The organism is Rhizobacter sp. LjRoot28 (assembly GCF_964253025.1).
In the GTDB taxonomy this organism is placed as follows: domain Bacteria; phylum Pseudomonadota; class Gammaproteobacteria; order Burkholderiales; family Burkholderiaceae_C; genus Rhizobacter.
Genome location: NZ_CAXUQC020000001.1, coordinates 44,491 through 70,872 on the forward strand (window position 1 = coordinate 44,491; position 26,382 = coordinate 70,872).

General features: G+C 69.0%; 24 protein-coding genes. 15 read left to right on the forward strand and 9 right to left on the reverse strand.

Annotation, left to right across the window (positions count from 1 at the left end; genetic code table 11):
* Positions 1-94 precede the first annotated feature (94 nt).
* Positions 95-427, forward strand: a complete 333-nt coding sequence (locus tag ACSQ2F_RS00235; protein ID WP_436018577.1) for a 2Fe-2S iron-sulfur cluster-binding protein — start codon at positions 95-97, stop codon at positions 425-427.
* On the opposite strand, the gene ACSQ2F_RS00240 is transcribed toward ACSQ2F_RS00235, so the two are convergent.
* The 3 genes from ACSQ2F_RS00240 to ACSQ2F_RS00250 all read right to left on the reverse strand — a co-directional run bounded on the left by ACSQ2F_RS00240 (position 428) and on the right by ACSQ2F_RS00250 (position 3,419).
* Entirely contained in the window at positions 428-1,060 is a 633-nt protein-coding gene (locus ACSQ2F_RS00240) for a glutathione S-transferase family protein (RefSeq protein ID WP_436018579.1), read from the reverse strand.
* A 179-nt stretch (positions 1,061-1,239) separates the two neighbouring features.
* The gene (locus tag ACSQ2F_RS00245) at positions 1,240-2,910 is read right to left on the reverse strand and encodes a GMC family oxidoreductase N-terminal domain-containing protein (RefSeq protein WP_436018581.1); all 1,671 of its coding nucleotides are present in this window, start codon (positions 2,908-2,910) and stop codon (positions 1,240-1,242) included.
* Positions 2,907-3,419 carry a hypothetical protein gene (locus ACSQ2F_RS00250; protein ID WP_436018583.1) on the reverse strand — a complete coding sequence of 171 codons (513 nt, stop codon included), beginning with the start codon at positions 3,417-3,419 and terminating at the stop codon, positions 2,907-2,909. Before ACSQ2F_RS00250 ends, ACSQ2F_RS00245 begins: the two co-directional genes overlap by 4 nt.
* 355 nt (positions 3,420-3,774) lie before the next feature.
* Between ACSQ2F_RS00250 and ACSQ2F_RS00255 the strand changes: the two genes are divergently transcribed.
* Positions 3,775-4,344 (forward strand): YceI family protein, encoded by a 570-nt coding sequence (locus ACSQ2F_RS00255; protein ID WP_436018585.1) that lies wholly within the window; start codon positions 3,775-3,777, stop codon positions 4,342-4,344.
* A gap of 41 nt (positions 4,345-4,385) precedes the next feature.
* Here ACSQ2F_RS00255 and ACSQ2F_RS00260 read toward each other — a convergent pair whose 3' ends face one another.
* Positions 4,386-5,228, reverse strand: coding sequence for a PPK2 family polyphosphate kinase (locus ACSQ2F_RS00260; protein ID WP_436018587.1), 843 nt, complete (start codon positions 5,226-5,228; stop codon positions 4,386-4,388).
* Between the two features lie 144 nt (positions 5,229-5,372).
* Here ACSQ2F_RS00260 and ACSQ2F_RS00265 point away from each other — a divergent pair, with 144 nt between their 5' ends.
* Together ACSQ2F_RS00265 and ACSQ2F_RS00270 are read left to right on the forward strand one after the other, a co-directional pair.
* Positions 5,373-6,032: a hypothetical protein gene (locus ACSQ2F_RS00265; protein WP_436018589.1), complete on the forward strand. Its 660-nt coding sequence runs from the start codon at positions 5,373-5,375 to the stop codon at positions 6,030-6,032.
* A gap of 20 nt (positions 6,033-6,052) precedes the next feature.
* A complete protein-coding gene (locus tag ACSQ2F_RS00270) occupies positions 6,053-6,820 on the forward strand; it encodes a type III pantothenate kinase (protein WP_436018591.1) in 768 nt (255 codons plus the stop codon).
* Positions 6,821-6,910: 90 nt separating this feature from the next.
* Here ACSQ2F_RS00270 and hslU read toward each other — a convergent pair whose 3' ends face one another.
* The 5 genes from hslU to ACSQ2F_RS00295 form a co-directional block, all read right to left on the reverse strand.
* On the reverse strand, positions 6,911-8,263 hold the full coding sequence (gene hslU / locus ACSQ2F_RS00275) for an ATP-dependent protease ATPase subunit HslU (protein ID WP_436018593.1): 1,353 nt from the start codon (positions 8,261-8,263) through the stop codon (positions 6,911-6,913).
* Positions 8,260-8,796, reverse strand: coding sequence for an ATP-dependent protease subunit HslV (hslV, locus tag ACSQ2F_RS00280; RefSeq protein ID WP_436018595.1), 537 nt, complete (start codon positions 8,794-8,796; stop codon positions 8,260-8,262). The genes hslU and hslV overlap by 4 nt, the downstream gene beginning before the upstream one ends.
* 86 nt (positions 8,797-8,882) lie before the next feature.
* Complete coding sequence (locus ACSQ2F_RS00285) at positions 8,883-10,577, reverse strand: hypothetical protein (RefSeq protein ID WP_436018597.1); 1,695 nt, start codon at positions 10,575-10,577, stop codon at positions 8,883-8,885.
* Positions 10,578-10,605: 28 nt separating this feature from the next.
* A complete protein-coding gene (dksA, locus tag ACSQ2F_RS00290; RefSeq protein WP_436018599.1) occupies positions 10,606-11,100 on the reverse strand; it encodes an RNA polymerase-binding protein DksA in 495 nt (164 codons plus the stop codon).
* Positions 11,101-11,695: 595 nt separating this feature from the next.
* Positions 11,696-12,736 (reverse strand): CobW family GTP-binding protein, encoded by a 1,041-nt coding sequence (locus ACSQ2F_RS00295; RefSeq protein ID WP_436018601.1) that lies wholly within the window; start codon positions 12,734-12,736, stop codon positions 11,696-11,698.
* Between the two features lie 158 nt (positions 12,737-12,894).
* Here ACSQ2F_RS00295 and ACSQ2F_RS00300 point away from each other — a divergent pair, with 158 nt between their 5' ends.
* The 11 genes from ACSQ2F_RS00300 to ACSQ2F_RS00350 all read left to right on the forward strand — a co-directional run bounded on the left by ACSQ2F_RS00300 (position 12,895) and on the right by ACSQ2F_RS00350 (position 26,357).
* Complete coding sequence (locus ACSQ2F_RS00300; protein WP_436018603.1) at positions 12,895-13,785, forward strand: HlyC/CorC family transporter; 891 nt, start codon at positions 12,895-12,897, stop codon at positions 13,783-13,785.
* Positions 13,778-15,544 (forward strand): apolipoprotein N-acyltransferase, encoded by a 1,767-nt coding sequence (lnt, locus tag ACSQ2F_RS00305; protein WP_436018605.1) that lies wholly within the window; start codon positions 13,778-13,780, stop codon positions 15,542-15,544. Before ACSQ2F_RS00300 ends, lnt begins: the two co-directional genes overlap by 8 nt.
* Positions 15,545-15,625: 81 nt before the next feature.
* Entirely contained in the window at positions 15,626-16,543 is a 918-nt protein-coding gene (gene glyQ / locus ACSQ2F_RS00310) for a glycine--tRNA ligase subunit alpha (RefSeq protein WP_436018607.1), read from the forward strand.
* Between the two features lie 4 nt (positions 16,544-16,547).
* Positions 16,548-18,659 carry a glycine--tRNA ligase subunit beta gene (gene glyS / locus ACSQ2F_RS00315; RefSeq protein ID WP_436018609.1) on the forward strand — a complete coding sequence of 704 codons (2,112 nt, stop codon included), beginning with the start codon at positions 16,548-16,550 and terminating at the stop codon, positions 18,657-18,659.
* 10 nt (positions 18,660-18,669) lie between these two features.
* Positions 18,670-19,269 (forward strand): D-glycero-beta-D-manno-heptose 1,7-bisphosphate 7-phosphatase, encoded by a 600-nt coding sequence (gene gmhB / locus ACSQ2F_RS00320; protein WP_436018611.1) that lies wholly within the window; start codon positions 18,670-18,672, stop codon positions 19,267-19,269.
* 2 nt (positions 19,270-19,271) lie between these two features.
* Positions 19,272-20,024: a lysophospholipid acyltransferase family protein gene (locus ACSQ2F_RS00325; protein WP_436018613.1), complete on the forward strand. Its 753-nt coding sequence runs from the start codon at positions 19,272-19,274 to the stop codon at positions 20,022-20,024.
* A 31-nt stretch (positions 20,025-20,055) separates the two neighbouring features.
* Positions 20,056-21,003 carry a M48 family metallopeptidase gene (locus ACSQ2F_RS00330; RefSeq protein WP_436018615.1) on the forward strand — a complete coding sequence of 316 codons (948 nt, stop codon included), beginning with the start codon at positions 20,056-20,058 and terminating at the stop codon, positions 21,001-21,003.
* 29 nt (positions 21,004-21,032) lie between these two features.
* Positions 21,033-22,457: an ATP-binding protein gene (locus ACSQ2F_RS00335; RefSeq protein WP_436018617.1), complete on the forward strand. Its 1,425-nt coding sequence runs from the start codon at positions 21,033-21,035 to the stop codon at positions 22,455-22,457.
* Positions 22,441-23,175, forward strand: coding sequence for a hypothetical protein (locus tag ACSQ2F_RS00340; RefSeq protein ID WP_436018619.1), 735 nt, complete (start codon positions 22,441-22,443; stop codon positions 23,173-23,175). Before ACSQ2F_RS00335 ends, ACSQ2F_RS00340 begins: the two co-directional genes overlap by 17 nt.
* Before the next feature lies 1 nt (position 23,176).
* Positions 23,177-24,535, forward strand: a complete 1,359-nt coding sequence (locus tag ACSQ2F_RS00345; protein WP_436018621.1) for a sigma 54-interacting transcriptional regulator — start codon at positions 23,177-23,179, stop codon at positions 24,533-24,535.
* Positions 24,536-24,803: 268 nt separating this feature from the next.
* Complete coding sequence (locus tag ACSQ2F_RS00350) at positions 24,804-26,357, forward strand: glucan biosynthesis protein G (RefSeq protein ID WP_436026685.1); 1,554 nt, start codon at positions 24,804-24,806, stop codon at positions 26,355-26,357.
* Positions 26,358-26,382: the final 25 nt, after the last annotated feature.

Consider the following 26,382-nt stretch of genomic DNA (forward strand, 5'->3'; position numbering starts at 1 on the left):
CCGCAGGTTCTAACATGGGGTCGTGCGGCCGGCTGTCGCCAAGGCGCGCCGCTCCGCCTCTCTCGCCGCCAATCCCGTCACAGCGCCACGTTCGATGAAGCCGTCCACTCTGTCTCCGCCCGCCGTCGACGGCGCCTCGTCCGCAGTCCACGATGTGCTGGTCCAGCCGCTCGGTCGGCACTTCCACTCGCCTTCGGGCGAGACGCTGCTGGCGTCGGCATTGGCGGCGGGCGTGGTGTTGCCGAGTTCCTGCCGCAATGGCACCTGCCGGGCCTGCCTGTGCATGGTGACCTCCGGCGCCGTGGCGTACCGCATCGACTGGCCCGGGTTGAGTGCCGATGAAAAGCGCACCGGCCATGTCCTGCCCTGCGTGGCCGTCGCCCTGACCGACCTCGTGCTGCAGGTCCCCGGGGCGCGGAGCGCCTGATCAACCGGCCTGGGTGCGCGCGAGCTCGGCGTCTGCGGCGCGAACGCTGGCGACTGCCGGCCGCGCGTTGAAGCGGTCGATGTACGACTTGATGACCGGCTCGAGCGGGACCAGCTGGAAGCCGCTGGTCCAGGTGAGCGCCGCACCCCACAGGACATCGACCGCGGAAAACCGTTCGCCCAGCATCCAGGGGCCGCGCGCCAGCTGGCCGGTCAAGGTGGAGAACATCGTGGCCCAGTCGCCATAGGGCGAGGTGGACAGCGGCGCGGGCGCCCGCTTCATGGCCCGGTCGACCAGGGCCGGCTCGAAGCTCGACCCGTAGAACACCATCCAGCGCAGGTAGGGGCCGCGCAGGGGGTCATCGAGCGCCGGCGCGAGGCCGGCCTCGGGGTAGAGGTCGGCCAAGTACATGTAGATCGCGGCCTGCTCGGTGACGAGCACTTCGCCGTGGCGCAGCGCCGGCACCTTGCCCATGGGATTGATGTCCATGTAGCGCGCGCCGCGTTGTTCGTTGACCTTCACGTTGAGCACATGCAGGTCGTGATCGGCGCCGAGCTCCTCGAGCAGCACGCGGGCGCCGAAGGAGCGGGTGTTGGGGGCGTGGAACAAGGTGACGTGGCGGTCGTTCGACATGGACGCATCCTCGCAATCGACGAACCGTATCCTCGTCCTCGCCACGTCCGAGGGCAAGGGGACGTGCAATGGTCCGACGGTGGATGGGGAATTGCCGACTCCGACCGCGCTGACGGCCGGCCCGGCATGGCGCCGGGCCGGCTTCCCGGGTCGGCCGCTCCCGCGGCCGACCCGACCGGTCAGCTCGTCTTCAGCGTGCAGTTGCTGATGCGGAAGATGTCGAGCGCCAGTTTGGCTGTCATGCGGGCCGACAGGGCGAAGATCGTCTCCTGCGGGTTGGCACCCAGGCTCGTCGGGAACACCGAGGCGTCGTGCACCGACAGGTTCTTCAGCTGATGGTGGCGTCCGTCGCCGTTCACCACCCCCTGCGTCGGGTCCGCCGACATGCCGCAGCCGCCCATCTGGTGGGCCGACTGCATGCGCAGCAACCCGGGCGCGAAGTTGAAGCCGTCGATCGCCGCCTGCAGCTCCGCATTGCTGGTGTAGCCGCCCGGCTTGGACTGCTGGTGGCCGGTGAACACCCGGGTCGCCCCGGCCGCGAACTGCACGTCCACCTGCACCTTCATCGCGCGGCGCAGTGCCTCGAAGACGGTCGGCGTGAGCGGGTAGTCGAGGATCGGCGAGCCGTCCGCGCGCAGCTGGACGGAGCCGCCCGGTGCGTCGGGGTGGAAGCCATCCCGTGCGAAGGAGATGACGGTGCCGTAGTTCGCGAAGTTGCGCATGACGTCGGCATGGCCTTCACCGATGGCCGCCACCGAGCTGGCCACGAGCACCGGGTGCAGCGGAGCCACCTCCAGCTTGAAGCCGAGCGGGCCCGTGATCGCGTCGCGGTACAGGAAGTGGTCGGAGTACACCGACTGGGGCAGGCCCTCGTACGCCTTGACGGGCGTCGGGAAGATGCCGCTGACCGCCGCCGACGGGTGCACGAAGGTGCGCTTGCCCAGCGTGCCGTGCGGGTCGGGCGCGGCCGAGCGCAGCAGCAGGCCCGGGCCGTTGATCGCGCTCGCGGCCTGCACGAAGTGCTTGGCCTTGAACGTCACCTTGCGGCCGCTCGGGCGAAGGCCGGAGGGATCGAGGGCGTCGCACACCAGCGACTCCACACGGTCGCGTGCCGCGTTGAACACGTAGTTCTGGGCGCGAAGCCGGGTGTAGAGGCGGGCGCCGAGGGCGAGCGCGGTGGGCAGGGTCGTCACCAGCATCGACTGCTTGGCATTGATGGGGCAGCCGAGGCCACAGTAGCCCAGGTTGGCGCAGCCCTTGACGTTGGGCGACAGGATGCCCCACGAGTACCCGAGCCGCGACATCCCGTTCGAGAGGATGGCGTTGTTGGCGTTGGGCACGCCGCCCCACGGCTGGATGCCGAGGCGTGTCTCGACGGCGCGGAACCAGGGATCCATGCGGGCGGCCGTGAGTTCGGACAGACCGTAGCGGCGCTGCCAGTACTCGAGCACCGGGGCCGGCGTGCGAATGCTCGTCGCCCAGTTGATGGTGGTGCCACCGCCCACGGTGCGGCCTTGCAGGATGCCGACACCGCCGTCGAGCGTGCGCCGGCCGAGGGCTTCCTGGTACATGGCCGGGTAGGCCTCGGACTCCTTCATGTTGAAGTCGGTCGAGCTCTTGAGCGGACCTTCCTCGATGAGCGCGACCTTGAGGCCGCTGGCCGCCAGCATCTCGGCCGTGATGCCACCGCCGGCACCGGTGCCGATGATGACGACGTCCACGGTGATGGTCTGGTCGGCCGCGAGGGTGGAGGCGTCGGTGATCTTCCAGCCTGCGCGCTTGCCGACGACCCAGGGGTCGACCGGCTTCTTCGAGGGCACGGGAACGATTTGGGGGATGCGTGTGCTCATGTGATGCTCGGCGGTCCGGGGTAGGTGATGGCGGGCCAGTTGATGGGGTTCGAGTAGTGGGCGTTGGGGATGATCCCCATGAACGCGCTGTAGATCGAGCGCTGGCCGGCGGCGGCGCTGAGGCGGAACGCGTCGAGCAGGGCGCTCAACGTGGCGGGGGGCATCGCTTCCCAGGTGGCCGGAAAGGCCGGGTTGAAGATCTGCGGCCCCTGCTTCAGGGTGTTGAACAACCCGATGACGGAGGCCTGGTTGAACGGGTGGTAGTTGCTCACCAGTTCGCCCGCCCGCTGGGCGACCAGCTGGATGGCGTTCTGCCGGGCCACGGGGTCGGACGGCAAGGCGCTGTCGCCGAGCACCACCGGCACCCACACCCGCACGATGGCGAGCGAGGCGGCGTCGAGCGCCGACACCGGTGGCACGACCTGCGCCTGGGCCGAGCCCAGGCCGGTCCCCCACAGGGTTCCGCTGGCCACGCCCGTGACCAGTACATCTCTTCGGTTCAGGTTCATCGTTGTCTCCTCCTCTTGCTTGGGGGAACGCCGGGCCGCGGCCGAGGCGGCCGGGTGGCGACGCCCTCGGCACGAATGTGCATGGGCGTGCAGATGCTAAGCAGCCAACGTGACAACGCCGCGAGGGAAAACCTCAGCAGCCTCTGGGTGATCGTGCTGTTTTGGGGAAACAGTTTGTACGGAGCGGTTGTCGTTGCGGTGTGCAGAATGAACGGCCGTGCTGCACCTTCATCTGCAGCGAGGCGCGATCGCGCGTCGACGTGGCGAGATGGCGCCTGCCGCACACGAGCCGGACCTCGAGCGATAGACTGCCACCCCACTGCGTCCACCTCCGGGCGCGCCGCACGGAGTGCCCATGAAGCCGTTGATCGTCCTCGCCCTCCTCACCGCGTCCAGCCTGGCCGCCTCCGCACCGGTCAGCTACACGCTGGATCCGACCCACACGTTTCCGAGTTTCGAAGCCGACCACATGGGCGTCTCGGTGTGGCGGGGGAAGTTCAACCGCAGTAGCGGTCGGGCAGTGCTCGACCGGGCCGCCGGCACGGGCGAGGTGGAGGTCACGGTCGAGATCGACAGCATCGATTTCGGCCTGGACATCATGAACGCCGAGGCGAAGAAGCCCTCCATCTTCGATGCGGCGAAGTACCCGACGGCCACCTACAAGGGGCGGCTGGAAGGCTTTGCGCAGGGAGTGCCCTCGCAGGTGGTCGGCGAGCTCACCCTGCACGGCGTGACGAAGCCGCTGACGCTCAAGGTCAACCGTTTCAAGTGCGTGCCGCACCCGATGCTCAAGCGCGAGCTGTGTGGTGCCGACCTGCTGGGCAGCTTCAACCGCGACGACTTCGGCATCGATGCGGGCAAGCCGTACGGGTTCGCCATGGATGTCACGCTGCGGGTGCAGGTCGAAGGAATCGCCAACGAGTGAAGCGGGTGGGTCAGTGGTTCAGCCGGGGCCTTCGCCACGCATCACTTGACCCGAAGCCCGGCAAGGGCGGGATCATCCGGCGGGTAGCGCAGCCCCATGCCTTCCAACGTGCGCTTGAGCAGCGTGGCGATCATCAGGTTGCGGTGCGTCTTGGAATCGGCAGGCACGATGGTCCATGGCGCCCAGCTCGTCCCCGTGGCCGAGATCATGTCGGCGTAGGCGGCCTGGTAGGCGTCCCATTGCCGGCGCACGTCCAGGTCTCCGGCGGCGAATTTCCAGCGCTTGGTCGGGTCGTCGAGCCGCTCCTGCAGGCGCTCGCGCTGCTCGTCCTTCGAGATGTGCAGCATGAACTTGCAGACGACCGTGCCCGTCTCGGTCAGGAGCCGCTCGAAGTCGTTGATGTGCGCGTAGCGCTGGCGCGTCTGTGCCGGGCTGATCTGGCCGTTGACGCCGGGCACCAGCACGTCCTCGTAGTGGCTGCGGTTGAACACCATCACGTCCCCGCGCGCCGGCACGTGCTGGTGGATCCGCCAGAGGAAGTCGTGGGCCCGCTCCGTCTCGTTCGGTGCCTTCCAGCCGATGGTCTTCACGCCAAGGGCGCTCATGCGACCGAATACGCCGCGCAAGGTGCCGTCCTTGCCGCTCGCGTCCATGCCCTGGAGGATCACGAGCAGCTTGAAGCGCCCGTCGGCATAGAGCAGGTTCTGCAGGCCGTCGAGTTCGTCCGCAAGCAGTTCGACGGCCGCCCGGTCGCGTTGTTTGTCGCCGCTGGAGAACGGCTTGTCGCCCGGCGAGACCTTGGACAGGTCGAAGCGTCCTGCCGAGCGAGCCGCGCCGGCGCCGGCGAACTGATAGCGGTCGAGATCGGACTTGGGTTTCGGCATGGCGGCGGTGCTCCAGCAAGGTGCATTTGGTGACCCAGTGTAGGCACCCCCGGCCGGGGGGACTGCCGTGACGGGTTTCGCGGCACAATCCTCCCACAATGGCGGGGGAACCACCCGCTGCGGAGACAAGAACAGGAGTACGCCTTGGCCGCGACAGATGTTCCCGTGAAGACCCCGGAGGCCTTGGCCGAACTGGGCAGTCGACAACGCCGATTGAGCCAGCGGCACCGCACCGTGCTGCTGCTGGTGGATGGCCGGCGCAGCGAAGCGCAGGTGCGCGAGATGGCCCTGCAGGCCGGCGCTGCCGAGACCTGCTTCGACGAACTGGTCGGGCTGGGCATGATCGACTACGTCGAAGCGCCCGCGTTGCCGGTGGCGCAGTCGGTGCCCACCTCGCGTCCGGTGCCCCTCGACGCCATCCCGCCGATCTCCACCCTCGGCCCCGACTCCGTCGCGAGTCTCCTGCCCGCGTCGCTGTCGCTGCACCCCGAATCGTCGCTGAACGATTCCGTGCTGAACGAGCCTCCCGCCTCGGACATGGGCGAGCTGGACCTCTACACCGCCGCCGGCCAGGACCAGGCGTTCGAGGAGGCTCGCGAACTGCTGGTGCGGGCCGTGCGTGCCGAGGCACCGGTCGCCGGCTCGCTCACCCTGCTGCGCCTGCGCCGCGCCCGCACGCGACCCGATCTGGAAGACCTGCTGGAAGAGGTAGAGTTGCGCATCACCAAGCCCTTCAAGGGACTGTGGGCCAGCCAGACGATGTCGCGTGTCAGGGAACTGCTGGCGACCCACTCGGTGAGCTGACCGGCGGTCTCCTTCCCCGAATGAGTTTCCTGGCCATCGATGTCGGCAACACCCGCCTCAAGTGGGGGCAGTACGCCACGCCTTTTCCCGGCTCGCCCCTGATCGCGCACGGTGCGGTGTTCCTCGAGACCATCGACACCCTGGCCGAGAAGGAGTGGAAGCAACTCACGCCACCCGGCAGCATGCTCGGTTGCGTGGTGGCGGGCGAGGGCATTCGCCGCCGCGTCGAGGAGCAGCTCGAACTGTGGGACATCGACCCGCGCTGGGTCGTGTCGTCGGCCCATGCGGCCGGCGTCACCAACGGCTACGACCACCCCGGCCGCCTGGGCACCGACCGTTGGGTCGCCCTCATCGGCGCCTGGCAGCGGGTCAATGCGCATGGCGGGCCGCGGCCGGTGCTGGTGGTGATGGTGGGCACGGCCGTGACGGTGGACGCCCTCGATGCCAACGGCCGCTTCCTCGGCGGCATGATCCTGCCCGGCTTCGGCGTGATGCAGCGGGCGCTCGAGATGAGCACGGCAGGCCTGAAGGTGCCCACCGGCGAGATCGTCGACTTTCCCACCAACACCAGCGACGCCCTGATGACGGGCGGCTCGAGCGCCATGGTGGGCGCGGTGGAGCGCATGCACCGCAAGCTCACCGAGCGTTGCGGCCAGGAGCCGGTGCTGCTGATGAGCGGCGGTGCGTCGCCCAAGCTCGCTGCCATCACCGACCTGAAGTTCGAGACGGTGGACCGGCTCATCTTCGACGGCCTGCTGGCCTTGCAGTCGCACCGGTTGGCGCTGTAGGCCGCTGTCCACCGGCGATCTCTGCGAGCAGAAGGGGCCGGGCGGCTCGAGCCCTCGCGGCGCCGGTGCGCCGCTGAGGGCTCGCCAACCTCAGAGGATGTAGCGCGACAGGTCTTCGTCGTGCGCCAGCTCGCCGAGCTTGGCGTCCACCTCGGCCGCACCGATCGAGATCGTTTCACCGCCCCGGTTGGGCGCGTCGAAGCTGATCTCGTCGAGCAGCCGCTCCATCACCGTGGCCAGGCGGCGGGCGCCGATGTTCTCGGTGCGCTCGTTCACTTCGCAGGCGATCTGCGCCAGGCGGCGGATGCCGTCCGGTGCCACCTCCAGGGTCACGCCCTCGGTAGCCAGCAGCGCCTGGTACTGCTTGAGCAGGCTGGCATGCGTCTGGGTGAGGATGGCCTCGAAGTCGTCCACGCTCAGCGAGCCGAGCTCCACGCGAATGGGAAAGCGGCCCTGCAGTTCGGGGATGAGGTCGCTCGGCTTGCTCAGGTGAAACGCGCCCGAGGCGATGAAGAGGATGTGGTCCGTCTTCACCATGCCGTACTTGGTGCTGACCGTCGTGCCCTCCACCAGCGGCAGCAGGTCGCGCTGCACGCCCTGGCGGGAGACGTCGGCCCCACCCGTCTCGGAGCGCGAGGCCACCTTGTCGATCTCGTCCAGGAAGACGATGCCGTTCTGCTCGGTGTTGGCGAGGGCCCGGGTCTTCATCTCGTCCTCGTTGACGAGCTTGGCGGCCTCCTCGTCGGTGAGCAGCTTGAGGGCCTCGGCGATCTTGAGCTTGCGCGTCTTGCGCTTGACGGGGGCGATGTTGGCGAACATGCCCTTCAGCTGCTCGGTCATCTCGTCCATGCCGGGCGGGCCCATGATCTCCAGGCTCTGCCGCGGCTCGGCGAGATCGACCTCGATCTCCTTGTCGTCCAGCACGCCTTCGCGCAACCGCTTGCGCATCACCTGGCGCGCGGTGTTGTCAGCCGCCGGTGCGGGGGCGGGCGCGGCCGTCAGCCCGAATTCGCTGCCCGCCTGCCGTGGCGGCGGCACGAGGATGTCGAGCACCCGCTCCTCGGCGGCATCCTCGGCGCGCACGCGCTGCAGGCGCATCTGCTTCTCGCGCTCCTGCTTGACCGCCATCTCGACGAGATCGCGGATGATGGAGTCGACGTCCTTGCCCACGTAGCCCACCTCGGTGAACTTGGTCGCCTCGACCTTGATGAACGGCGCATCGGCCAGGCGCGCCAGGCGCCGGGCGATCTCGGTCTTGCCGACGCCGGTCGGGCCGATCATCAGGATGTTCTTGGGGGTAATCTCGGCACGCAGCGTCTCGTCGACCTGCTGGCGGCGCCACCGATTGCGCAGCGCGATGGCCACCGCCCGCTTGGCGTCCTTCTGGCCGACGATGTGGCGGTCGAGTTCGGAGACGATCTCCTGGGGGGTCATGCCGCTCATTCAAGCACCTCGATGGTGTGCTGCTGGTTGGTGTAGATGCACAGGTCGCCGGCGATCTCGAGCGAGCGCTTGACGATGTCGCGGGGTGCGAGGTCGGTGTGCTGCAACAGCGCGCGCGCCGAGGCTTGTGCGTAGGCGCCACCGGAGCCGATGGCCACCACGCCCATCTCGGGCTCCAGCACGTCGCCGTTGCCGGTGATGATCAGCGAAGCCTCGCGGTCGGCCACGGCCAGCATGGCTTCCAGCCGGCGCAGTACCCGGTCGGTGCGCCAGTCCTTGGTCAGTTCGATGGCCGCGCGCACCAGGTGGCCCTGGTGCTTCTCGAGCTTGGCCTCGAAGCGCTCGAAGAGGGTGAAGGCGTCGGCGGTGGCGCCGGCAAAGCCTGCCAGCACCTGGTCGCGGTGCAGTTTGCGGACCTTGCGGGCGGTGGACTTGACGACGATGTTGCCGAGGGTGACCTGGCCATCGCCCCCGAGGGCCACGACGTTGCCGCGGCGCACGCTCAGGATGGTGGTGCCGTGATAATTTTCCATCGGAGACATATCCGGGCGGCCCGGCCGGATTCAAGTCCGGCCCACGAAAAACCGCTGCGCCGGCACGGCGGCCGGCGCGTGCCAGGTCAGACGGTGCGAACCTTGACCTTGGCGTGCTCGTTGATGCCCATGGCGCCGAAGAACAGCGCCACCAGGCGGTGGGCGTCCGAGAAGCTCACCGAGCGGTTCTCGCTGCGGCGAGCCAGCACCCAGTTGAGCAGGTCACCGGCGGCGATGAAATCGACGCGGATCAGGCGGGCGCAGGAGACGTTGACGATGGTGGAGTCGCCGAGCTCGTCCTGCATCTTGGCCAGGGTGGCGCTGATGTCGCCCACCAGCTGGCCGGACAACTCGACGCCTGCGACCTGGACAACGCCCGGCTCGTCGATGAGCTGCGATTCCTGGAAGCTCGTGGAGACGTCGCTGATGACGGACATCGGGGGCGACTGCGTGCTGAGGTTGGAGCCGCTGATGCGCACCTGGCAGGTGACCGGCTCCCACGACGGGGGCGAGACCTCATAGGTGACGCAGTAGTCGATGGCCGCTTCGTCGAACTGGTCCGGGCGGTTGGCCAGGCGAAGCGCATCGAGGCGGACCTGCCAGAAAACGGGGTCGGCATCGCGCACGCCGGTCGGTGCCGCATCGGACAGCACCTGCAGCAGGCGCTCACCGCCGACCCAGCGCATGTCGATCTGTTGGGGCATCCAGCTGCGGAACAGCTCGCTCAGGCGGGCGCAGCCTTCAGCGTCGATCGAGTGCAGGGCGCTCCAGTCGAATACCCAGGGCAGCGGCATCTGCAGGGTCTGGGAGCGCAGCTGCGCCACGGTGTCGGCGTCGACGATGCTCGGGCAGACCCAGCCGACGTTGCCGTCGATCCGGGCGTTGCTCGGGCGACGCTCCTCGCTCGCCGCCTCGGCCACGAGGCGCGGCATGGAGAACCACTGCGGCGCCGACCAGCCGAACTGCTGGGCGTAGTCGAGCGCCAGGCTTTCGAACTTCTGCTGCTGGCCGATGGCCCGGTACAAATCGAAGAGGGCCAGCCACGTCTCGGCGTGCTGGGCCCGCGGACCGGTGCTGGCGGTCAGCTGGGCAAGGGCGTCCTCGCACAGCTCGAAGTCGGCATTGGCGAAGGCGATGACGGCTTCATCGAGTTCGGGGTCGTGCTCGACCTCGCTCACCTCGACGGCGAACGGTCGGCCCAGTTCGCCGGAATCGATGCCGCCGCTGAGCGGCGACAGGCCGGGGCTCATCACGGCCGCGGCTGGTGCCGCCTGCCCGTGGGCCGGGCGTGCGGCGGGCGCAGGTGCCGGAGCGAACTGGCCGTTGCGGGTGTCGGGTTGGGTCGCCGCATAGCCCATGGGGGCCGGCTGCGTCGGGGCGTCGTAGAAGGCGGGCGTGCGGCGGGAGGGCGACGCCAGGCCGTCACCGACCATCTGCTGCTCGATCTCGTCGATCTTGGCCTTCACGCCGCTGTAGGGCTTGGCGCCGCTCTCGGGCATGCGGACTTCGGAGTCGTCCATGCGGGAGGAGCCGCCGAGCGCGGCCAGCTGTTCGCTGGTCAAACCCTCGCGGCGCACCTTGCGCAGCATGTCGAACTCGCGCTTGCGGACGAAGTCGTTGCGCCGCTTGCGCTCGATCATCGCCTTCAACTCCGACTTGGCGTACTCGCTCTCCCGGGCGTCGTCCATGGGCGCACCGAGTTGCGCCCAGTCGGTGGCCGGGTTGGCCACGAACTTGACGACCTTGCGAAAGAAACTGCTGCTGTCTTTGTTGTCCGCCATGTCGGAGGGGGCGCGCGGCGCTCTGGGGTCAGTCGCCGAACATCTTCTGCTTGAGCTCTCGCCGCTGCTGGGCTTCGAGGGACAGTGTAGCGGTCGGGCGGGCGATCAGGCGGCCAAGGCCGATGGGTTCGCCAGTTTCGTCGCAGAAACCGTATTCCCCGGAGTCGAGCCGGGCGAGGGACTGTGCGATCTTCTTCAGAAGCTTGCGCTCGCGGTCGCGGGTGCGCAGCTCGAGGGCATGTTCTTCCTCGATGGTGGCGCGGTCGGCCGGATCGGGAACGATGGAGGTGTCTTCGCGCAGGTGCTCGGTGGTCTCGCCGGCGTTGCTGAGCAGGTCGTCCTTGAGGCTTTGCAGCCGGGCGCGGAAGAACTCGATCTGCTTCTCGTTCATGTACTCGCTGTCGGGCATGGCGAGCAGTTCGGCTTCGGTCAGGTCACGGCCTGCTTTCGACTTCCAGGCGTTGGCGAGCTTCGGGTCGGCCTTGTGAGGCGTTTTGGTGATGTCGATCACGGAAGAATTCATTTGACGGGTTGGCGGCCGCGGGGGCGCGAAACGATCGGCGAAGCGGGAGGTCGCCGGTGGCAGCGGCGCCGCCGGGGGCGCTGCCGCTGCGCGGGCTGCCGCGACGCGGGGTGAGGATGCCTTGATCACTGACGGGTCCGCGGTGACGGTCTCGGCCACGGGTGCGGGCGCAGCCTTGGCGGCGGCCTTGGCCGGGGTCGGATCGGATTTGGGAGCGGTCTTGGTCGGCACGGGGGGGGACTTCGGTTGAGCGGGGGAGCTTGATTCCCCCTTGGTCGCGGTTTTGGCCGCGGTCTTCGTGGCAACCTTGGCTGCTGCCTTGGTCGCGGGCTTGGTGGCCGTGGAGGCTTTCGCCGGCGCCTTCGCGGCGGCTCGGGCCGCCGGCTTCGGGGCCGGCTTGCTTGCCGCTGGTGTGCTGGCGCTGGTTCGCTGGACCGGGGTCTTGCTCACTGGAAATCTCCTCGCAACGGCAGTTATACCCGCTATGGGGTCCGTGTGCACCCCGGTGGCAGAGATCGGGCGCCGCGGATTGTAGCCACCTTGGCGCCCGAGGCGCCGAAGGTTGGGCAAAGTTCTGGCGAGGACCTGAGCCGGATCAGGCGAGGCACTGCTCCAGGCCCTGGCGGAACACGTCCGACGGCAGGTCGAGGCCGATGAAGACCATCTTGCTGGTCTTCTTCTCGCCCTTGGCCCAGGCCGGTCCGAGGTCGCTGCCCATCAGCTGATGCACGCCCTGGAAGATGACCTTGCGGTCACTGCCCTTCATGTTGAGCACGCCCTTGTAGCGCAGCATCTTCGGGCCGTAGACCTGGACGATGGCGGCGAGGAAGTCTTCCAGCTTGGCCGGGTTGAACGGCCGGTCCGAGCGGAAGACGAACGACTTCACGTCGTCGTCATGGGCGTGGTGGTGCGGATGGTCGCAGTGCTCGCCGTGCTCGTGGTCGTGATCGTGATGATGGTGGTGGTGCCCGTGGTCGTCCGCCTTGAGGAAGTCCGGGTCGATCTCGAGCTTGGCGTTGAGGTTGAAGCCCTTGAGGTCGAACACCTCCGAGATGGGCACCTCGCCGAAGTTGACCCGCTTCTGCGGGGCACGCGGGTTCATGTGCTTGATGCGGTGGCTCAGGGCCTCGACGCTCGCGGCGTCGACCAGGTCGGCCTTGCTGATGAAGATCTGGTCGGCGAAGCCCACCTGCATGCGGGCTTCCTGGCGGGTGTCGAGCTGCTGGTCGCCGTGCTTGGCATCGACGAGCGTCAGGATGGAGTCGAGCAGGTAGCTCTCGGCCACCTCGTCGTCCATGAAGAAGGTCTGGGCGACGGGGCCCGGATCGGCGAGGCCAGTGGTCTCGATCACCACCCGGTCGAACTGCAGTTCGCCCTTGCGGCGCTTCTCGGCGAGGTCGGTGAGCGTGCTGCGCAGGTCTTCCCGGATGGTGCAGCAGACGCAGCCGTTGTTCAGCTGGATGATCTGCTCGCGGCTGTCCTGGACCAGGATCTCGTTGTCGATGTTCTCGTCGCCGAACTCGTTCTCGATGACGGCGATCTTCTGGCCGTGGGCCTCGGTCAGCACGCGCTTGAGCAGCGTCGTCTTGCCCGAGCCCAGGAAGCCGGTCAGGATGGTGGCGGGGATGAGACTCATGGGTAACCTGTAGGGAAGAAGCGCGCGGCCGCGGCAGGCGCGGGCAGGCGAAGGGGACCAAGGATTTCCCGAAGGTATCAGATGTGTCAAGGCCTGCCGCCGGGGCATATGCCTACTGCTGTTAAGCTTTTGCTTCCTGAACTCTCCGCCCTGGCGCGATGTCCGACCCTCATCCCGGTCGCCCTTCCAAGGGTGACAGGCACTCCCCGCATGCTGACAAACGCAGCCTGTTCGAACGGCTGGTCGAGTTCGTTTCGCCGGGCGTGGACTCTCGCGACGAACTGATCGAGACGCTGGCCGACGCCGAGCACCGCGAACTCATCCCGCCCGAGTCGCGGATGATGCTGGAGGGTGTCATCCGCATGGCTGACCTCACTGCCGGCGACGCCATGGTGCCCGCGCCCCGGATGGACGTGCTCGACATCGACTCGCCCTACGAGGAGTTGCTGTGGGCGGTCATCGACACCGGGCACTCCCGGTTCCCGGTCTACGAGGGCAAGCGGGAGAACATCATCGGCACCTTGATGGCCAAGGACCTGTTGAAGCTCCAGCGTGCGCCGGAGCTCAACCTGCGCATCCTGCTGCGCCCGGCCGTCTTCGTGCCCGAGTCCAAGGGGCTGAACGAGCTGTTGCGCGACTTCCGCGCCAACCGCAACCACCTGGCCGTCGTGATCGATGAGTTCGGCAACACCGCCGGCCTGATCACCATCGAGGACGTGCTCGAGGAAATCGTCGGCGAGATCGAGGACGAGTTCGACGACAAGGACGGCGAATCCGGCATCTACACGCTGGCCGACGGCAGTCACCGGGTGGCCGGCGATACCGACATCACGGCGGTCAACGAGGCCTTCGTGGTCGACCTGCCGGTGGATGCGTTCGACACGATCGGTGGCCTCGTGGCCCAGGAGCTCGGCCGCGTGCCGCGCCGCGGTGAATCGGTGACGATCGCCGGCCTGGTGTTCACGGTGATGCTGACGCGAGGGGGGGCGGTGCGCTGGTTCAAGGTCACCCGCAGCCCGGAACTGGCCTTGGGGAGCGATGGTGCCTGACCACAAGAGAACAACGACAAGCCGATCCTCTTCGTCTTCCAGCGGCTCGAACCGGGAGCGCGGCACCTCGTCGCGCAGCCAGGGGTCGGGGCGTGAAGGCGATCGGGGCCGTGAACGCACGAGCGAGCGAACGAGCGACCGAACGAGCGAACGCCATGCGGACCGGGAGCGAAGCAGCCGTGGCCGTGACGGCTCGCGCGGCGCCGCCCGCCGCAAGGGCGGCTCGGTCACCGACCGCTTCTTCATCGGCTACGACCTGCTGTTCGTCATCCTGATCGGCGCGCTGCACGCGCTGCCCACCGCCCAGCCGCAGCTGTGGTGGTTGCAGATCCTGTGCGTGGCAGGGCTTGCCTACCGCGTGAGCCGCGCGTCGGCCGGCCGGGCCGCGTTGCTCGGCCTCACGTTCGGCACGGCCTGGTTGTGCGCCGGCACCTGGTGGCTGTACGTCAGCATGCACCGCTATGGCGGGCTGTCCGCGCCGCTGTCGGCGGCTGCGGTGTTCGGCCTGTCGGCCTTCCTGTCGCTGTACCTGGCGATCGCCATGGCGCTCTTCGCGTGGCTGCGCCGCAACCTGATGTGGCTCGATGCCCTGATCTTCGCCGCATGCTGGTTGCTGGCCGAGCTGGCCCGTGGCGTCATCTTCACCGGCTTCCCCTGGGCGGCAGCGGGCTACGCCCATGTCGACTCCCCGCTGGCCACCCTGGCCCCGTTCGTCGGCGTCTACGGCATCGGAGCGGCAGCCGCCGTGCTGGCAGCGATCGTCAGCTTCGGCGCCCGCGTGCCCGGTCAGCCGGCCGCCGGGCTGGCCATCGGCGCGAGTGCCGCCGCGGTCGTGTTGTTCGGCCTCGGCAATGTGAAGCTGCCTGCCTTCACCCGGGACAGTGGCACCTTGCAGCTCTCCCTGCTGCAGCCCAACGTGCCGCAGAACGAGAAGTTCGCCGTCGAAGTGCTGCCGCAGAACCTCGCCTGGGCCGCCGAGAAGCTCCTCGCCGCGCGCGGCGACCTCGTGATCGGTCCCGAAACGGTGATTCCGCTGCTGCCCGAGCAGCTGCCCGACGACTACTGGCAGCCCCTGCTGAAGAAGTTCCACCGCGGGCCTCAGGCGGCGCTCTTCGGGCGCCCGCTGGGCAGCCTCGAGGCCGACTACACCAACTCCGCCGTGGGCATTTCGCGCGACACGGTCAAGGTGCCGGACGGCTACTACCGCTACGACAAGCAGCACCTGGTGCCCTTTGGCGAGTTCATCCCGGCCGGCTTCCGCTGGTTCACCAACATGATGAACATCCCGCTGGGCGACTTCAAGCGCGGGCCTCGCGTGGCCGCCTCCTTCCCGGTGCAAGGGGAGCGGATCGCCCCGAACATCTGCTACGAAGACTTGTTCGGCGAGGAGCTCGCCGCCCGCTTCGCCGATGAGCCGGTGGCGCCTACGGTGTTTGCCAACCTCACCAACATCGGCTGGTTCGGCGACACCATCGCCGTGGCCCAGCACCTGCACATCTCGCGCATGCGCACGCTCGAGTTCCAGCGTCCGATGGTGCGCTCCACCAATACCGGCACCACGGCCGTGATCGACCATGCCGGGCACGTCACCCATTCGTTGCCGCCCTTCACCCAGGGCGTGCTCGAGGCCCCCGTGACCGGTCGCACCGGCCTCACGCCGTTCGCCGGCTGGGCCTCGCGGTTCGGCCTGTGGCCGCTGGCGCTGGCCGCCCTCGTGCCCATGCTGTTCGCCTTCGTCCTTCGCCGCCGCGACGACTGACCGCCGGGCGGGGTGCGGCGCCTTGTCGCCGCGCCCCGTAAAATCCCGCCTCCTGCCCCATCCCCCCGTGACCCGACCACCATGCTGACCTTCCAGCAAATCATCCTGCGCCTGCAAGACTACTGGGACCGCCAGGGCTGCGCGCTGCTGCAGCCCTATGACATGGAAGTCGGGGCCGGTACCAGCCACACCGCCACCTTCCTGCGCGCCCTGGGTCCGGAGCCGTGGAAGGCCGCGTACGTGCAGCCCAGCCGCCGCCCGAAGGACGGCCGCTACGGACAGAACCCCAACCGGCTGCAGCACTACTACCAGTACCAGGTGGTGCTCAAGCCGGCGCCGGCCAACATCCTCGAGCTGTACCTGGGTTCGCTGGAGGCGCTGGGGTTCGACCTCAAGGCCAACGACATCCGCTTCGTGGAAGACGACTGGGAGAACCCGACGCTCGGCGCCTGGGGACTCGGCTGGGAGGTGTGGCTCAACGGCATGGAAGTCACCCAGTTCACCTACTTCCAGCAGGTGGGCGGCATCGAGTGCAAGCCGATCACCGGCGAGATCACCTACGGCCTGGAGCGGCTGGCCATGTACCTGCAGGGCGTCGACAGCGTCTACGACCTCAAGTGGACCGAGACCCTCAGCTACGGCGACGTGTACCACCAGAACGAGGTGGAGCAGAGCACCTACAACTTCGAGCACAGCGACGTGGACTTCCTGCTCACCGCCTTCGCGGCGCACGAGAAGCAGGCCGGCGTGCTGATGGAGGCGCAGCTCGCGCTGCCGGCCTACGAGCAGGTGCTCAAGGCGGCGCACAGCTTCAACCTGCTGGACGCGCGTGGCGCGATCAGCGTCACCGAACGCGCGGCCTACATCGGCCGCATCCGCAACCTCGCGCGCAGCGTCGCCAAGAGCTACCTCGACAGCCGCGCGCGCCTCGGTTTCCCGATGGCGCCCAAGGCCTGGGCCGACGACGTGATCGCCTCCCTGAACAAGAAGGCGGCCTGACACCATGACGACGAAGAACCTCCTGGTCGAACTGTTCGTCGAGGAACTGCCCCCGAAGGCGCTGAAGGCGCTCGGGGAGGCGTTCTCGACCACCCTGGCCGACAGCCTCAAGGCCAGCGGCCTGGCCACCGCCCACTCGGCCGTCACGGCGTTCGCCTCGCCCCGGCGGCTCGGCGCCCACATCAGTGCAGTGCGTTCCCAGGCCGACGACAAGCCGGTGTCGCAGAAGCTGATGCCGGTCGGCGTCGCCCTCGACGCCGCCGGCCAGCCCACGCCGGCGCTGCTCAAGAAGCTCGGCGCCCTCGGTTTCGATGCCGGCGCCGTGCCGCAACTCAAGCGCCAGCCCGACGGCAAGACGGAGGCCCTGTTCCTCGACGTCGTGGTCAAGGGCGCCACCCTGGCCGACGGGCTGCAGAAGGCCCTCGACGAGGCCCTGGCCCGCCTGCCCATCCCGAAGGTCATGCAGTACCAGCTGGCCGACGGCTGGACGAGCGTCAACTTCGTGCGCCCGGCGCACGGCCTGGTCGCCCTGCATGGCGCCGACCTGGTACCGGTGCAGGCGCTCGGCCTCACGTCCGGCCGTGAGACCCGTGGTCACCGGTTCGAAGCGGCCATCGACCCGGTCATGCTGCTCGATGCCGATCACTATGCCCGCCAGCTCCTGGAGCAAGGTGCGGTGATCGCGAGCTTCGCCGACCGCCATGCCGAGATCTCGCGCCAGCTGCGCGCGGCGGCCGCGCGCGAGGGCCTCACGCCCATCGACGACGCCGCACTCCTCGACGAAGTGACGGCCCTGGTCGAGCGGCCCAACGTGCTGCTGTGCCGCTTCGAGGAAGAGTTCCTGGCCGTCCCGCAGGAGTGCCTCATCCTCACGATGAAGGCCAACCAGAAGTACTTCCCCCTGCTGGACGCCGCCGGCAAGCTGACCAACCGCTTCCTCGTGGTCAGCAACATCTCGCCTGCCGACCCGAGCCGGGTGATCGAGGGCAACGAGCGCGTGGTTCGTCCTCGCCTGGCCGACGCCAAGTTCTTCTTCGACCAGGACCGCAAGAAGACGCTTGCCTCCCGCGTCGAGGGCCTGGCCAAGGTCGTCTACCACGGCAAGCTCGGCACGCAGGGCGAGCGGGTGGAGCGGGTTCGCGCCATCGCGCGCGCCATCGGCGAACGCCTGGGTGGCACGGCATTGGCCGCCGACGCCGACACCGCGGCCCGGCTCGCCAAGGCGGACCTGCTGACCGACATGGTGGGCGAGTTCCCCGAGCTGCAAGGCATCATGGGGGGCTACTACGCGCGTGCCGATGGCCTGGGCGAAACGGTCGCCGATGCGATCGAGGACCACTACAAGCCCCGCTTCGCCGGCGACCAGCTGCCCCGCAACGACGTCGGCATTGCCGTCGCGCTGGCCGACAAGCTCGAGACCCTGGTGGGCCTGTTCGGCATCGGCCAGCTCCCGACCGGCGACAAGGACCCGTTCGCGCTGCGTCGTCACGCGCTTGGCGTGGTGCGCATGCTGGTCGAGCGCCAGCTGGCCCTCGACATCGACGCCTTGATCGACACCGCGGTGAAGACCTTCGGCCCGCTCGTGGCCGACCCGGCCCGCACCGTCGGCCTGGTGGTGGACTTCATGTTCGACCGCCTGGCGGTGAGCCTGCGTGACCAGGGCTATGGCGCGCAGGAAATCGACGCCGTGCTCAGCCGCCGCAGCAGCCGGGTGCACGAGGTGCCACGCGCGCTGGCCGCGGTGCGTGCCTTCGCCGCGCTGCCCGAGGCGGCCAGCCTGGCCGCCGCCAACAAGCGCGTTGGCAACATCCTGAACAAGTCGGACGCGCCGCCTGCGGCCGCGGCGGACCCGGCGCGCTTCGTCGAGCCCCAGGAGCGGGCGCTGTTCGACGCCCTGCAGGCGGCGAGCGCGCCCTCGGCCGCGGCGTTCGAGCGCGGGGACTACACGGCCTCGCTGCAGGCCCTGGCCGTGCTGAAGGCACCGGTCGACGCCTTCTTCGACGGGGTGATGGTCAATGCCGACGACCCCGCCCTCAAGGCCAACCGCCTCGCGCTGCTGGCCAGCCTGCACGCCGCGATGAACCGCGTGGCCGACCTGTCCAAGCTCGCTGCCTGAGCGTCCGGCGATGAACCTCATCATCCTCGACCGCGACGGCACGATCAACGAAGACCGGGACGACTACGTCAAGTCGGCCGACGACTGGGTGCCCATTCCGGGCTCGCTCGAGGCGATCGCCCGCTTGAACCATGCCGGCTGGCACACCGTGATCGCCACCAACCAGTCGGGCCTGGGCCGCGGCCTGTTCGACATGGCGGCGCTCAACGCCATGCATGCCAAGATGAACACGCTGCTCGCCAAGGTGGGCGGCCGCATCGACGCAGTGTTCTTCTGCCCTCACACGCCCGACGAAGCCTGCGATTGCCGCAAGCCGCAGCCGGGGCTGTTCCGCCAGATCGGGGAGCGCTACGGCATCGACCTCGCCACCGTCCCGGTGGTGGGCGACACCTTGCGCGACCTGCAGGCGGGTGCCGCGCTGGGGTGCAAGCCCCACCTCGTGCGCACCGGCAAGGGCGCGGCCACCGAGGCGGGCAACGTGCTGCTCCAGGTCCCCGGCACGGTCGTCCATGATGACCTGGCTGCCTTCGCGGAGCACCTCATCCAGCAGGAGCGCATCATGCGCGGCAATGCCGGCCAGGGTGACGCGGCCCTGGGCCGACTCGACTGACCATGGCGAGTGGTGTACTGGCCGCGCTGCGGTCCTTGCTGTTCACGCTCTGGATGGCCACCACGGTCGTGCCGTGGGCGATCGCGGTGCTGCTGTATTCGATCTTCGTGCGCGGCGCGCCGATCTACTGGCTGTGCGCCGGATGGTTGCGCGTGGCCATGTGGGGCTGCCGCACCATCTGTGGCGTGCAGCGCCGCGTGCACGGCATGGAGAACCTGCCCGACGGTCCGGCCATCCTGCTGTCCAAGCACCAGAGCACCTGGGAGACCTTCACCTACCCGACGCTCATGCCGCGGCCGCTGTGCTACGTCTTCAAGCGGGAGCTGCTCTACATCCCGTTCTTCGGCTGGGCCATGGCGCGCATCGACATGATCCACATCGACCGCAGCCGCCGGGCCGAAGCCTGGGCCCGCGTGGCCGAGCAAGGGCGCCGGCACATGGCACACGGCAACTGGGTGATCATGTTTCCCGAGGGCACCCGATCGCCGCGCGGCGGGCAGGGCGCCTACAAGTCGGGCGGCGCGCGGCTCGCCGTCGAGACGGGGGCTCCGGTGGTGCCGATCGCCGTGACGGCGGCGCGCTGCTGGCCCCGGCGGACGTTTCTCGTGCGGCCCGGCGTCGTCGACGTGTCCATCGGCAAGCCCATTCCGTCCGCCGGCCGCGCGCCCGACGAACTGATGCGCGAGGTCGAGGCCTGGATCGAGGCGGAGATGCGCCGCCTCGATCCCGAGGCCTACGCGGGTCCGAGCCGCTGAGCATCACGGGCCGCGCATAGAATGGTCGCCCATGACGCGACCCTCGCCGGCCCTCCGTTCGATGCAGCTTTCGCTGTTCGATGACAGTGCCCCCGCGCCCCGAAGCCTGATGTCCCTCCCACCCGATGCCGGGCCGATGGTGAGCGTGCCCGCGCCTCGCGTCGATTCCCCCCCGACCCCGACCACCGCAGCGCCGCGTCTGGCGCCCGCGGTGTTTCGCCATCCGCAGGCCCAGCGCGAGGCGCGCCTGCAGGGGCACGTGGTCGGTTACGCCCTCAAGCGGGCCCGGCGCCGCAGCATCGGCTTCGTGGTGGGCATCGAAGGCCTGAGCGTCTCGGCGCCGCGCTGGGTCGGCCTGGCCGAGATCGATGCCGCGCTCGCCGAAAAGTCCGACTGGATCCTGCGCAAACTCCGCGAGCAGCAGGAGCGCCAACAGCGCTTGCTGGCCGCCAAGGTCGACTGGCGCGACGGCACCACCTTGCCCTATCTCGGCGACACCCTCATCGTCGTGCTCGATCCGAGGGCCGGCGTGACGCAAGGGGGTGCCGTGCTCAACACCGATGCCACGGCGCTGCCGGGCGTCCCCCGGCTCACGTTGCACATCGGCCTGCCGCACACCGCGACGCCCGAGCAGATCCGTGATGCCGTGCAAAGCTGGCTGCAGCGGCAGGCACGCCAGCTCTTCGAGACCCGCTGCCGGCACTTCGCCGCGCAGCTCGGGGTGCAGTACAAGCGGCTCAGCCTGTCCTCCGCCCAGACCCGCTGGGGCAGTGCGAGCGCCGATGGCTCCATCCGGCTCAACTGGCGCCTGGTGCATTTCGCCATGCCGACCATCGACTACGTCGTCGCCCACGAACTCGCCCACCTGCGCGAGATGAACCACAGCCCGCGGTTCTGGGACGTCGTTCGCTCGGTCATGCCCGACTTCGAGCGGGCGCGCGGCAGCCTGAAGGACGACGTGCTGCCGGTGTTCGACTGAGCGCGCCCGCACGACCAGGCCGGCCCGCGATGAGCCTTCACCGCTATTCCTTCCGTCAGCTGCTGCTGGTCGCCTTCCTCCTGATCGCCACCTTGCTCAGCGTGGCGTCGCTGCGCGGCCTCTTCACGCTGGAAGGCCTGCTGCGCCAGAGCAGCCAGGGCGCGCGCCAGGCCGTGTCGCTCAGCGCCGCCGCGCAGGTGATGGCCGAGCGCAGCGTCGACATGGAGCGCGCGGCGCGCCAGTTCCTCGTCTTGGGCGACCCGGGGCTGCGCCAGCGCTTCGACGACGCCGCCCGCGAAGCCGGGGTGGCGCTCGGCCAGCTGGCCAGCGGGCCGGTGCCGGCCGCCACGGCGGACGCCTGGCGTGCCACCCTGCACGCCGTGGAAGCGCAACTGACCGGCACCCCACCCACGCAACCCGCGCGCGAGCAGGCGCTCACGGCCGCCTTCACCGAACTCGACCAGATCAACACCGCGATCGCCGAGCGCGTGCGCCAGGCCGCGGAGCAGCGCAACCAGGTGCTGCTGAACGAACTCGAGGCCCGGCGGGTGGAGCTGGCCCAGCAGATCCTGGGCGCCATCGCGGTGGCCGGGGTGCTGGCGCTGGTGTTCGGCCTGTGGTTGGCGCGTCCGCTCAAGCGGATCGAGAACGCGATCGTCGGCCTCGGCGAGAACCGCCTGGAGAAGTCCATCGACATCCGGGGCCCCGCCGACGTGCGCCTGATCGGCCAGCGCCTGGAATGGCTGCGCCTGCGGCTGGCCGAACTCGACGCCGACAAGGCCCGCTTCCTGCGCCACGTGTCGCACGAGCTCAAGACGCCGCTGGCCGCCCTGCGGGAAGGGGTCTCCCTCCTCGAGGACGGCGTCACCGGCGCCCTCAACGACAGCCAGAAGCAGGTGGTGCAGATCCTTCAGCAGAACACCGTCCTGCTGCAGCGCCAGATCGAGGACCTGCTGCGGTTCAACGCCGCCGCCTTCGAGGCCCGGCGCCTGGCACGCCGCAAGAATGAACTGGTGGCCTTCATCGGCGACCTGGTCGCCCAGCAGCGGCTGCAGTGGCAGGCCAAGGGCCTTCGGGTGGACGTGAAGGGCGAGCCGCTCTGGGCCGAGATCGACCCTGAAAAGATGGGCATGGCGCTGGGGAACCTCTTGTCCAATGCCATACGCTTCAGTCCGACGGGCGGTACCATCACGTTTTCCGTCTCCCGCGAAGCCGGCCGGGCCTGCATCGACATCGTCGACAGCGGTCCGGGCGTGGCCTCCGCCGACCGGGCCCGTGTGTTCGAACCCTTCTACCGGGGCGAGCGCCAACCGGCCGACGCGGCCCGAGGCAGCGGCATCGGCTTGTCCATCGTCCACGAATATGTCACCGCGCACGGCGGGCAGATCGAACTGCTGCCCGACGAGCCGGGGGCGCACTTTCACATCGAGCTTCCGCATGCGACTTCGGTCTGACCTCCTGCGCGCCTGGGCCCTTGCCACCTGCGGCCTGGTGCTGGCCGGGTGCGCGGCCACGCAGCCGGCCCCGGCCCCCGTGCCGCCGCCACCGCCGCCTCCCATGCCGGCGCCCCCGCCGCCGCCGCCGCCACCTGCCCCGGCACCCGCGCCGCAGCCTGATCCGGCAGACGCCGCCGTGCGCAAGCTGCTCAACTACCACGACCATCTGCGCGGGCTGTCACCGGCCGACCTCGGCCAGGAAATCGCGCGCCTCAACGGCCAGGTGACCGCCAATGCGCAGTCGGCCTCGCCCGCCACGGTGCTCGAACTTTCGCTCGCGCTGGCGCAGTCGCGCAACAGCGCCGACCTGGCGCGCGCGCATTCCCTGCTCGATCCCATCGTCAAGAGCACCCGGCCCGAGCTGGCGCCGTGGCAGTCCATCGCGCGCTTGCTGTCGGTGCGTCTGGGGGAGCAACGGCGCCTCGAAGAGCAGCTCGACCGCCAGGGCGCCCTGCTGCGCGAAGCGCAACGCAACCTGCAGATGACCAACGACAAGCTCGAGGCGCTGAAGGCGATCGAGCGCAGCCTGACCGCGCGTCCGCCTGCGGCACCGTCGAGCCGGCCACGGGCCGCCGCTCCTGCGGCCGCGCCCCTGCCCACCCCGGCGCCCGCACCCGCCGCGCCGGCCGCTCCCCCGGCCGTCCCCGCTCCGGCACCCGCACCGAAGGCGCCCTGAGATGTCGGCCAAGCTGCTCCTCGTCGACGACGACCCCGACCTGCTCAAGCTGCTGTCGATGCGGCTCACGGCCGCGGGCTACCACGTGACCGCGGTGGGCTCGGCCGAGGATGCGCTCGCCCAGGTGGAGATCGCCCGGCCGCAGCTCGTGGTCAGCGACGTGCAGCTGCCCGGTCGGGACGGCCTCGCGCTCTTCGACGAGATCCGGGCGCGGCATCCGGCCCTGCCGGTCATCCTGCTCACCGCGCACGGCACCATTCCGGATGCGGTGGAGGCCACGGCCCGCGGCGTTTTCACTTACCTCACCAAGCCCTTCGACGGCAAGGCGCTGCTGGAAAAGATCGCCCAGGCCCTGGCGCTCGGGGCCCCGGCCGCGGAACCCGCCCAGGGCGACGAGGCCTGGCGCGCGGCCATCGTGAGCCGGTCGAGCCGCATGGCCGAACTGCTGGCCGAAGCCAAGATGGTGGCAGCCTCGGACGCGAGTGTGCTGATCTGCGGCGAAAGCGGCAGCGGCAAGGAGCTGCTCGCCCAGGCCATCCACAAGGCCAGCCCGCGCGCGGGCAAGCCCTTCGTGGCGGTCAACTGCAGTGCCATTCCCGAGGCCCTGCTCGAGTCCGAGCTCTTCGGCCATGTGAAGGGCTCGTTCACCGGGGCGGTGGCCAATCACCAGGGCCTTTTCCAGGCGGCCGAAGGCGGCACGCTCTTCCTCGATGAAATCGGCGACATGCCGCCGGCCTTGCAGGTCAAGCTGCTGCGCGTCCTGCAGGAGCGTTCGGTGCGGCCGGTCGGCGCAAGCGAAAGCATCCCGGTCAACGTCCGCATCCTCTCGGCCACGCACCGCGACCTGGACGCCGCGATGGCCGAAGGCCAGTTCCGCGAAGACCTCTTTTACCGATTGAACGTGGTGGCGCTCACCCTGCCGCCGCTCAGCGACCGGCGCGAGGACATTCCGCTGCTCGCCAACCACTTCCTGTCCCGTCTGGCGGAGAAGTACAACAAGCCGCTCAACGGTTTCGCCCCGGATGCATTGAAGGCACTGGCCACCGCTGTGTGGCCGGGCAATGTGCGGCAGCTCCACAACGTGGTGGAGCAGGTCTGCGCGCTCGCCACCACGCCGCTCATTCCCCTCGCCCAGGTGCAGCGGGCCCTGCGCGTGCCGAGCGTGGAGGTGCTGAGCTTCGCCCAGGCGCGGGAGCGCTTTGAACGCGATTACCTGGTCGGTTTGCTCAAGATGACCGATGGCAATGTGGCCGACAGCGCCCGCCTGGCCGATCGCAACCGCACCGAGTTCTATCGGCTCCTCCAGAAGCACGGCCTGACCCCGGGCAGCTTCCGGGCCGAGACGCCGGCGGCCGACTGACCGGGTCGGTGTCGGCCCGAGCGGACCGTTGTCGCTGATCCGCGACGGCAGCGGTTTCGGCCTTTTCCCCGGGTAAACCGCCGTCTCCCCTGAATGCCTGTCGCTGAGCAGCGACGCTTGAAGCCCGCGATTCGCCAACATTCGCCCCTTGGCGCGTGCAAGTCGTTGATTTCATTGGGGTGAGCCGGTTTGGCACGGTCGTTGCGTTTGGAAGCCCGCGCCGCTGAATCCAGCGAGCGCCGACTGCTTTCAAAGGAACCCCGATTTGCTGACTGCCCTGTGCTTCCGGAACCCTTCCCGCACCTCCCTGGCCCGTGCGGCGTTCACCGGTGCCGCGCTGTGCGCGGGCCTGTGGGCCGCGGCCACCGGCGAGGCCCGGGCCTTCGGGTTCGACGATGTTGCGCGGCAGGCGGAAGCGCTGGCGGCCAAGCCTCACGTCGCCAGCAGCTTCAAGCTGCCGTCCGAACTCAAGGACCTGAGCTACGACCAGTACCGTGACATCCGCTTCAAGCCCGCCCAGTCGATGTGGCGTGCGGAGTCGCTGCCCTTCGAACTGGCCTTCTTCCATCTCGGCAAGTTCCAGACGGCTCCGGTGCGCATCAACGAGGTGACATCGGCCGGCGTGCGCCACATCACCTTCGACCCCAAGTCCTTCGACTACGGCAAGAACAAGCTGTCGCCGCAGAAGTGGGGCGACCTGGGCTTCGCCGGCTTCCGCGTTCACTACGCCCTGAACAACGCCGCCTACAAGGACGAGCTGGTGGTGTTCCTCGGCGCCAGCTATTTCCGCGCCCTCGGCAAGCAGCAGCACTACGGCCTGTCGGCCCGCGGTCTGGCCATCGACACCGTGGGCGGCAAGGGCGAGGAGTTCCCTCGCTTCACCGAGTTCTGGATCGAGCGTCCGGCGAAGGACGCCACGGAGCTCGTGATCCATGCACTGCTCGACTCCCCGCGCGCCACCGGCGCCTACCAGTTCACCCTGCGCCCCGGTGACAGCACGGTGGCCGATGTGCGCAGCAAGCTCTTCCTGCGGGCCGGTGTCGCGACGCTGGGCATCGCGCCGCTCACCAGCATGTTCCAGCACGGCGAGAACCAGCCCCGCCCGGGTGAGTTTCGTCCTGAGGTGCACGACTCCGATGGCCTGATGGTCGCCACCGGCGAAGGCGAGTGGCTGTGGCGCCCCCTGATCAACCCGAAGCACCCGCTCGTCACCTCGTTCGCCATGCGCGACGTCAAGGGTTTCGGCCTGATGCAGCGGGATCGCAGCTTTGCGAGCTACGAGGACGTCGAGGCGAGCTACGAGCGCCGCCCGAGCACCTGGATCGTGCCCAAGGGCACCTGGGGCCCGGGCCGGGTCGAGCTGTACCAGATGCCCACGCCCGACGAGACCAACGACAACGTCGTTGCCTACTGGGTGCCGGACACCGTGCCCAAGCCGGGCCAGCCGATCGAGTTCGCCTACCAGATGCACTTCCAGGGCGAGCGCCAGCAACGGCCTCCCACCGGCTGGACCGTGCAGTCGCGCGTCGGCCGCGGGTTCGCCGATGTGCCGGCCGACGAGGTCCAGTACCACGTCGACTTCACCGGGCCCGCGCTCGACGCCTTGCCCGAAGGGGCCGCCGTCAAACCGGTGGTGAGCGCCGGCAGCAACGGCAAGGTCGTCGAGACCAATGCCTACCGCATCCCGGCCAACGGCGCCTGGCGCATGAGCCTGCGCGTCAAGCGTGTCGATCCGAAGCAGCCGGTCGAGCTGCGCGCGTTCCTCCAATCCTCCACACATGCACTGACCGAAACATGGACCTCCATCATTCAGCCCGACTGAGCCCGGACCGTGTCGGCTCAAACGT

Excerpts from the sequence above, each read along its gene's own strand:
- ACSQ2F_RS00235 (WP_436018577.1), top strand. The coding sequence starts at position 95 with ATGAAGCCGTCCACTCTGTCTCCGCCCGCCGTCGACGGCGCCTCGTCC.
- ACSQ2F_RS00240 (WP_436018579.1), bottom strand. The coding sequence starts at position 1,060 with ATGTCGAACGACCGCCACGTCACCTTGTTCCACGCCCCCAACACCCGC.
- ACSQ2F_RS00245 (WP_436018581.1), bottom strand. The coding sequence starts at position 2,910 with ATGAGCACACGCATCCCCCAAATCGTTCCCGTGCCCTCGAAGAAGCCG.
- ACSQ2F_RS00250 (WP_436018583.1), bottom strand. The coding sequence starts at position 3,419 with ATGAACCTGAACCGAAGAGATGTACTGGTCACGGGCGTGGCCAGCGGA.
- ACSQ2F_RS00255 (WP_436018585.1), top strand. The coding sequence starts at position 3,775 with ATGAAGCCGTTGATCGTCCTCGCCCTCCTCACCGCGTCCAGCCTGGCC.
- ACSQ2F_RS00260 (WP_436018587.1), bottom strand. The coding sequence starts at position 5,228 with ATGCCGAAACCCAAGTCCGATCTCGACCGCTATCAGTTCGCCGGCGCC.
- ACSQ2F_RS00270 (WP_436018591.1), top strand. The coding sequence starts at position 6,053 with ATGAGTTTCCTGGCCATCGATGTCGGCAACACCCGCCTCAAGTGGGGG.
- hslU (WP_436018593.1), bottom strand. The coding sequence starts at position 8,263 with ATGAGCGGCATGACCCCCCAGGAGATCGTCTCCGAACTCGACCGCCAC.
- hslV (WP_436018595.1), bottom strand. The coding sequence starts at position 8,796 with ATGGAAAATTATCACGGCACCACCATCCTGAGCGTGCGCCGCGGCAAC.
- ACSQ2F_RS00285 (WP_436018597.1), bottom strand. The coding sequence starts at position 10,577 with ATGGCGGACAACAAAGACAGCAGCAGTTTCTTTCGCAAGGTCGTCAAG.
- dksA (WP_436018599.1), bottom strand. The coding sequence starts at position 11,100 with ATGAATTCTTCCGTGATCGACATCACCAAAACGCCTCACAAGGCCGAC.
- ACSQ2F_RS00295 (WP_436018601.1), bottom strand. The coding sequence starts at position 12,736 with ATGAGTCTCATCCCCGCCACCATCCTGACCGGCTTCCTGGGCTCGGGC.
- ACSQ2F_RS00300 (WP_436018603.1), top strand. The coding sequence starts at position 12,895 with ATGTCCGACCCTCATCCCGGTCGCCCTTCCAAGGGTGACAGGCACTCC.
- glyQ (WP_436018607.1), top strand. The coding sequence starts at position 15,626 with ATGCTGACCTTCCAGCAAATCATCCTGCGCCTGCAAGACTACTGGGAC.
- glyS (WP_436018609.1), top strand. The coding sequence starts at position 16,548 with ATGACGACGAAGAACCTCCTGGTCGAACTGTTCGTCGAGGAACTGCCC.
- gmhB (WP_436018611.1), top strand. The coding sequence starts at position 18,670 with ATGAACCTCATCATCCTCGACCGCGACGGCACGATCAACGAAGACCGG.
- ACSQ2F_RS00325 (WP_436018613.1), top strand. The coding sequence starts at position 19,272 with ATGGCGAGTGGTGTACTGGCCGCGCTGCGGTCCTTGCTGTTCACGCTC.
- ACSQ2F_RS00330 (WP_436018615.1), top strand. The coding sequence starts at position 20,056 with ATGACGCGACCCTCGCCGGCCCTCCGTTCGATGCAGCTTTCGCTGTTC.
- ACSQ2F_RS00335 (WP_436018617.1), top strand. The coding sequence starts at position 21,033 with ATGAGCCTTCACCGCTATTCCTTCCGTCAGCTGCTGCTGGTCGCCTTC.
- ACSQ2F_RS00340 (WP_436018619.1), top strand. The coding sequence starts at position 22,441 with ATGCGACTTCGGTCTGACCTCCTGCGCGCCTGGGCCCTTGCCACCTGC.
- ACSQ2F_RS00345 (WP_436018621.1), top strand. The coding sequence starts at position 23,177 with ATGTCGGCCAAGCTGCTCCTCGTCGACGACGACCCCGACCTGCTCAAG.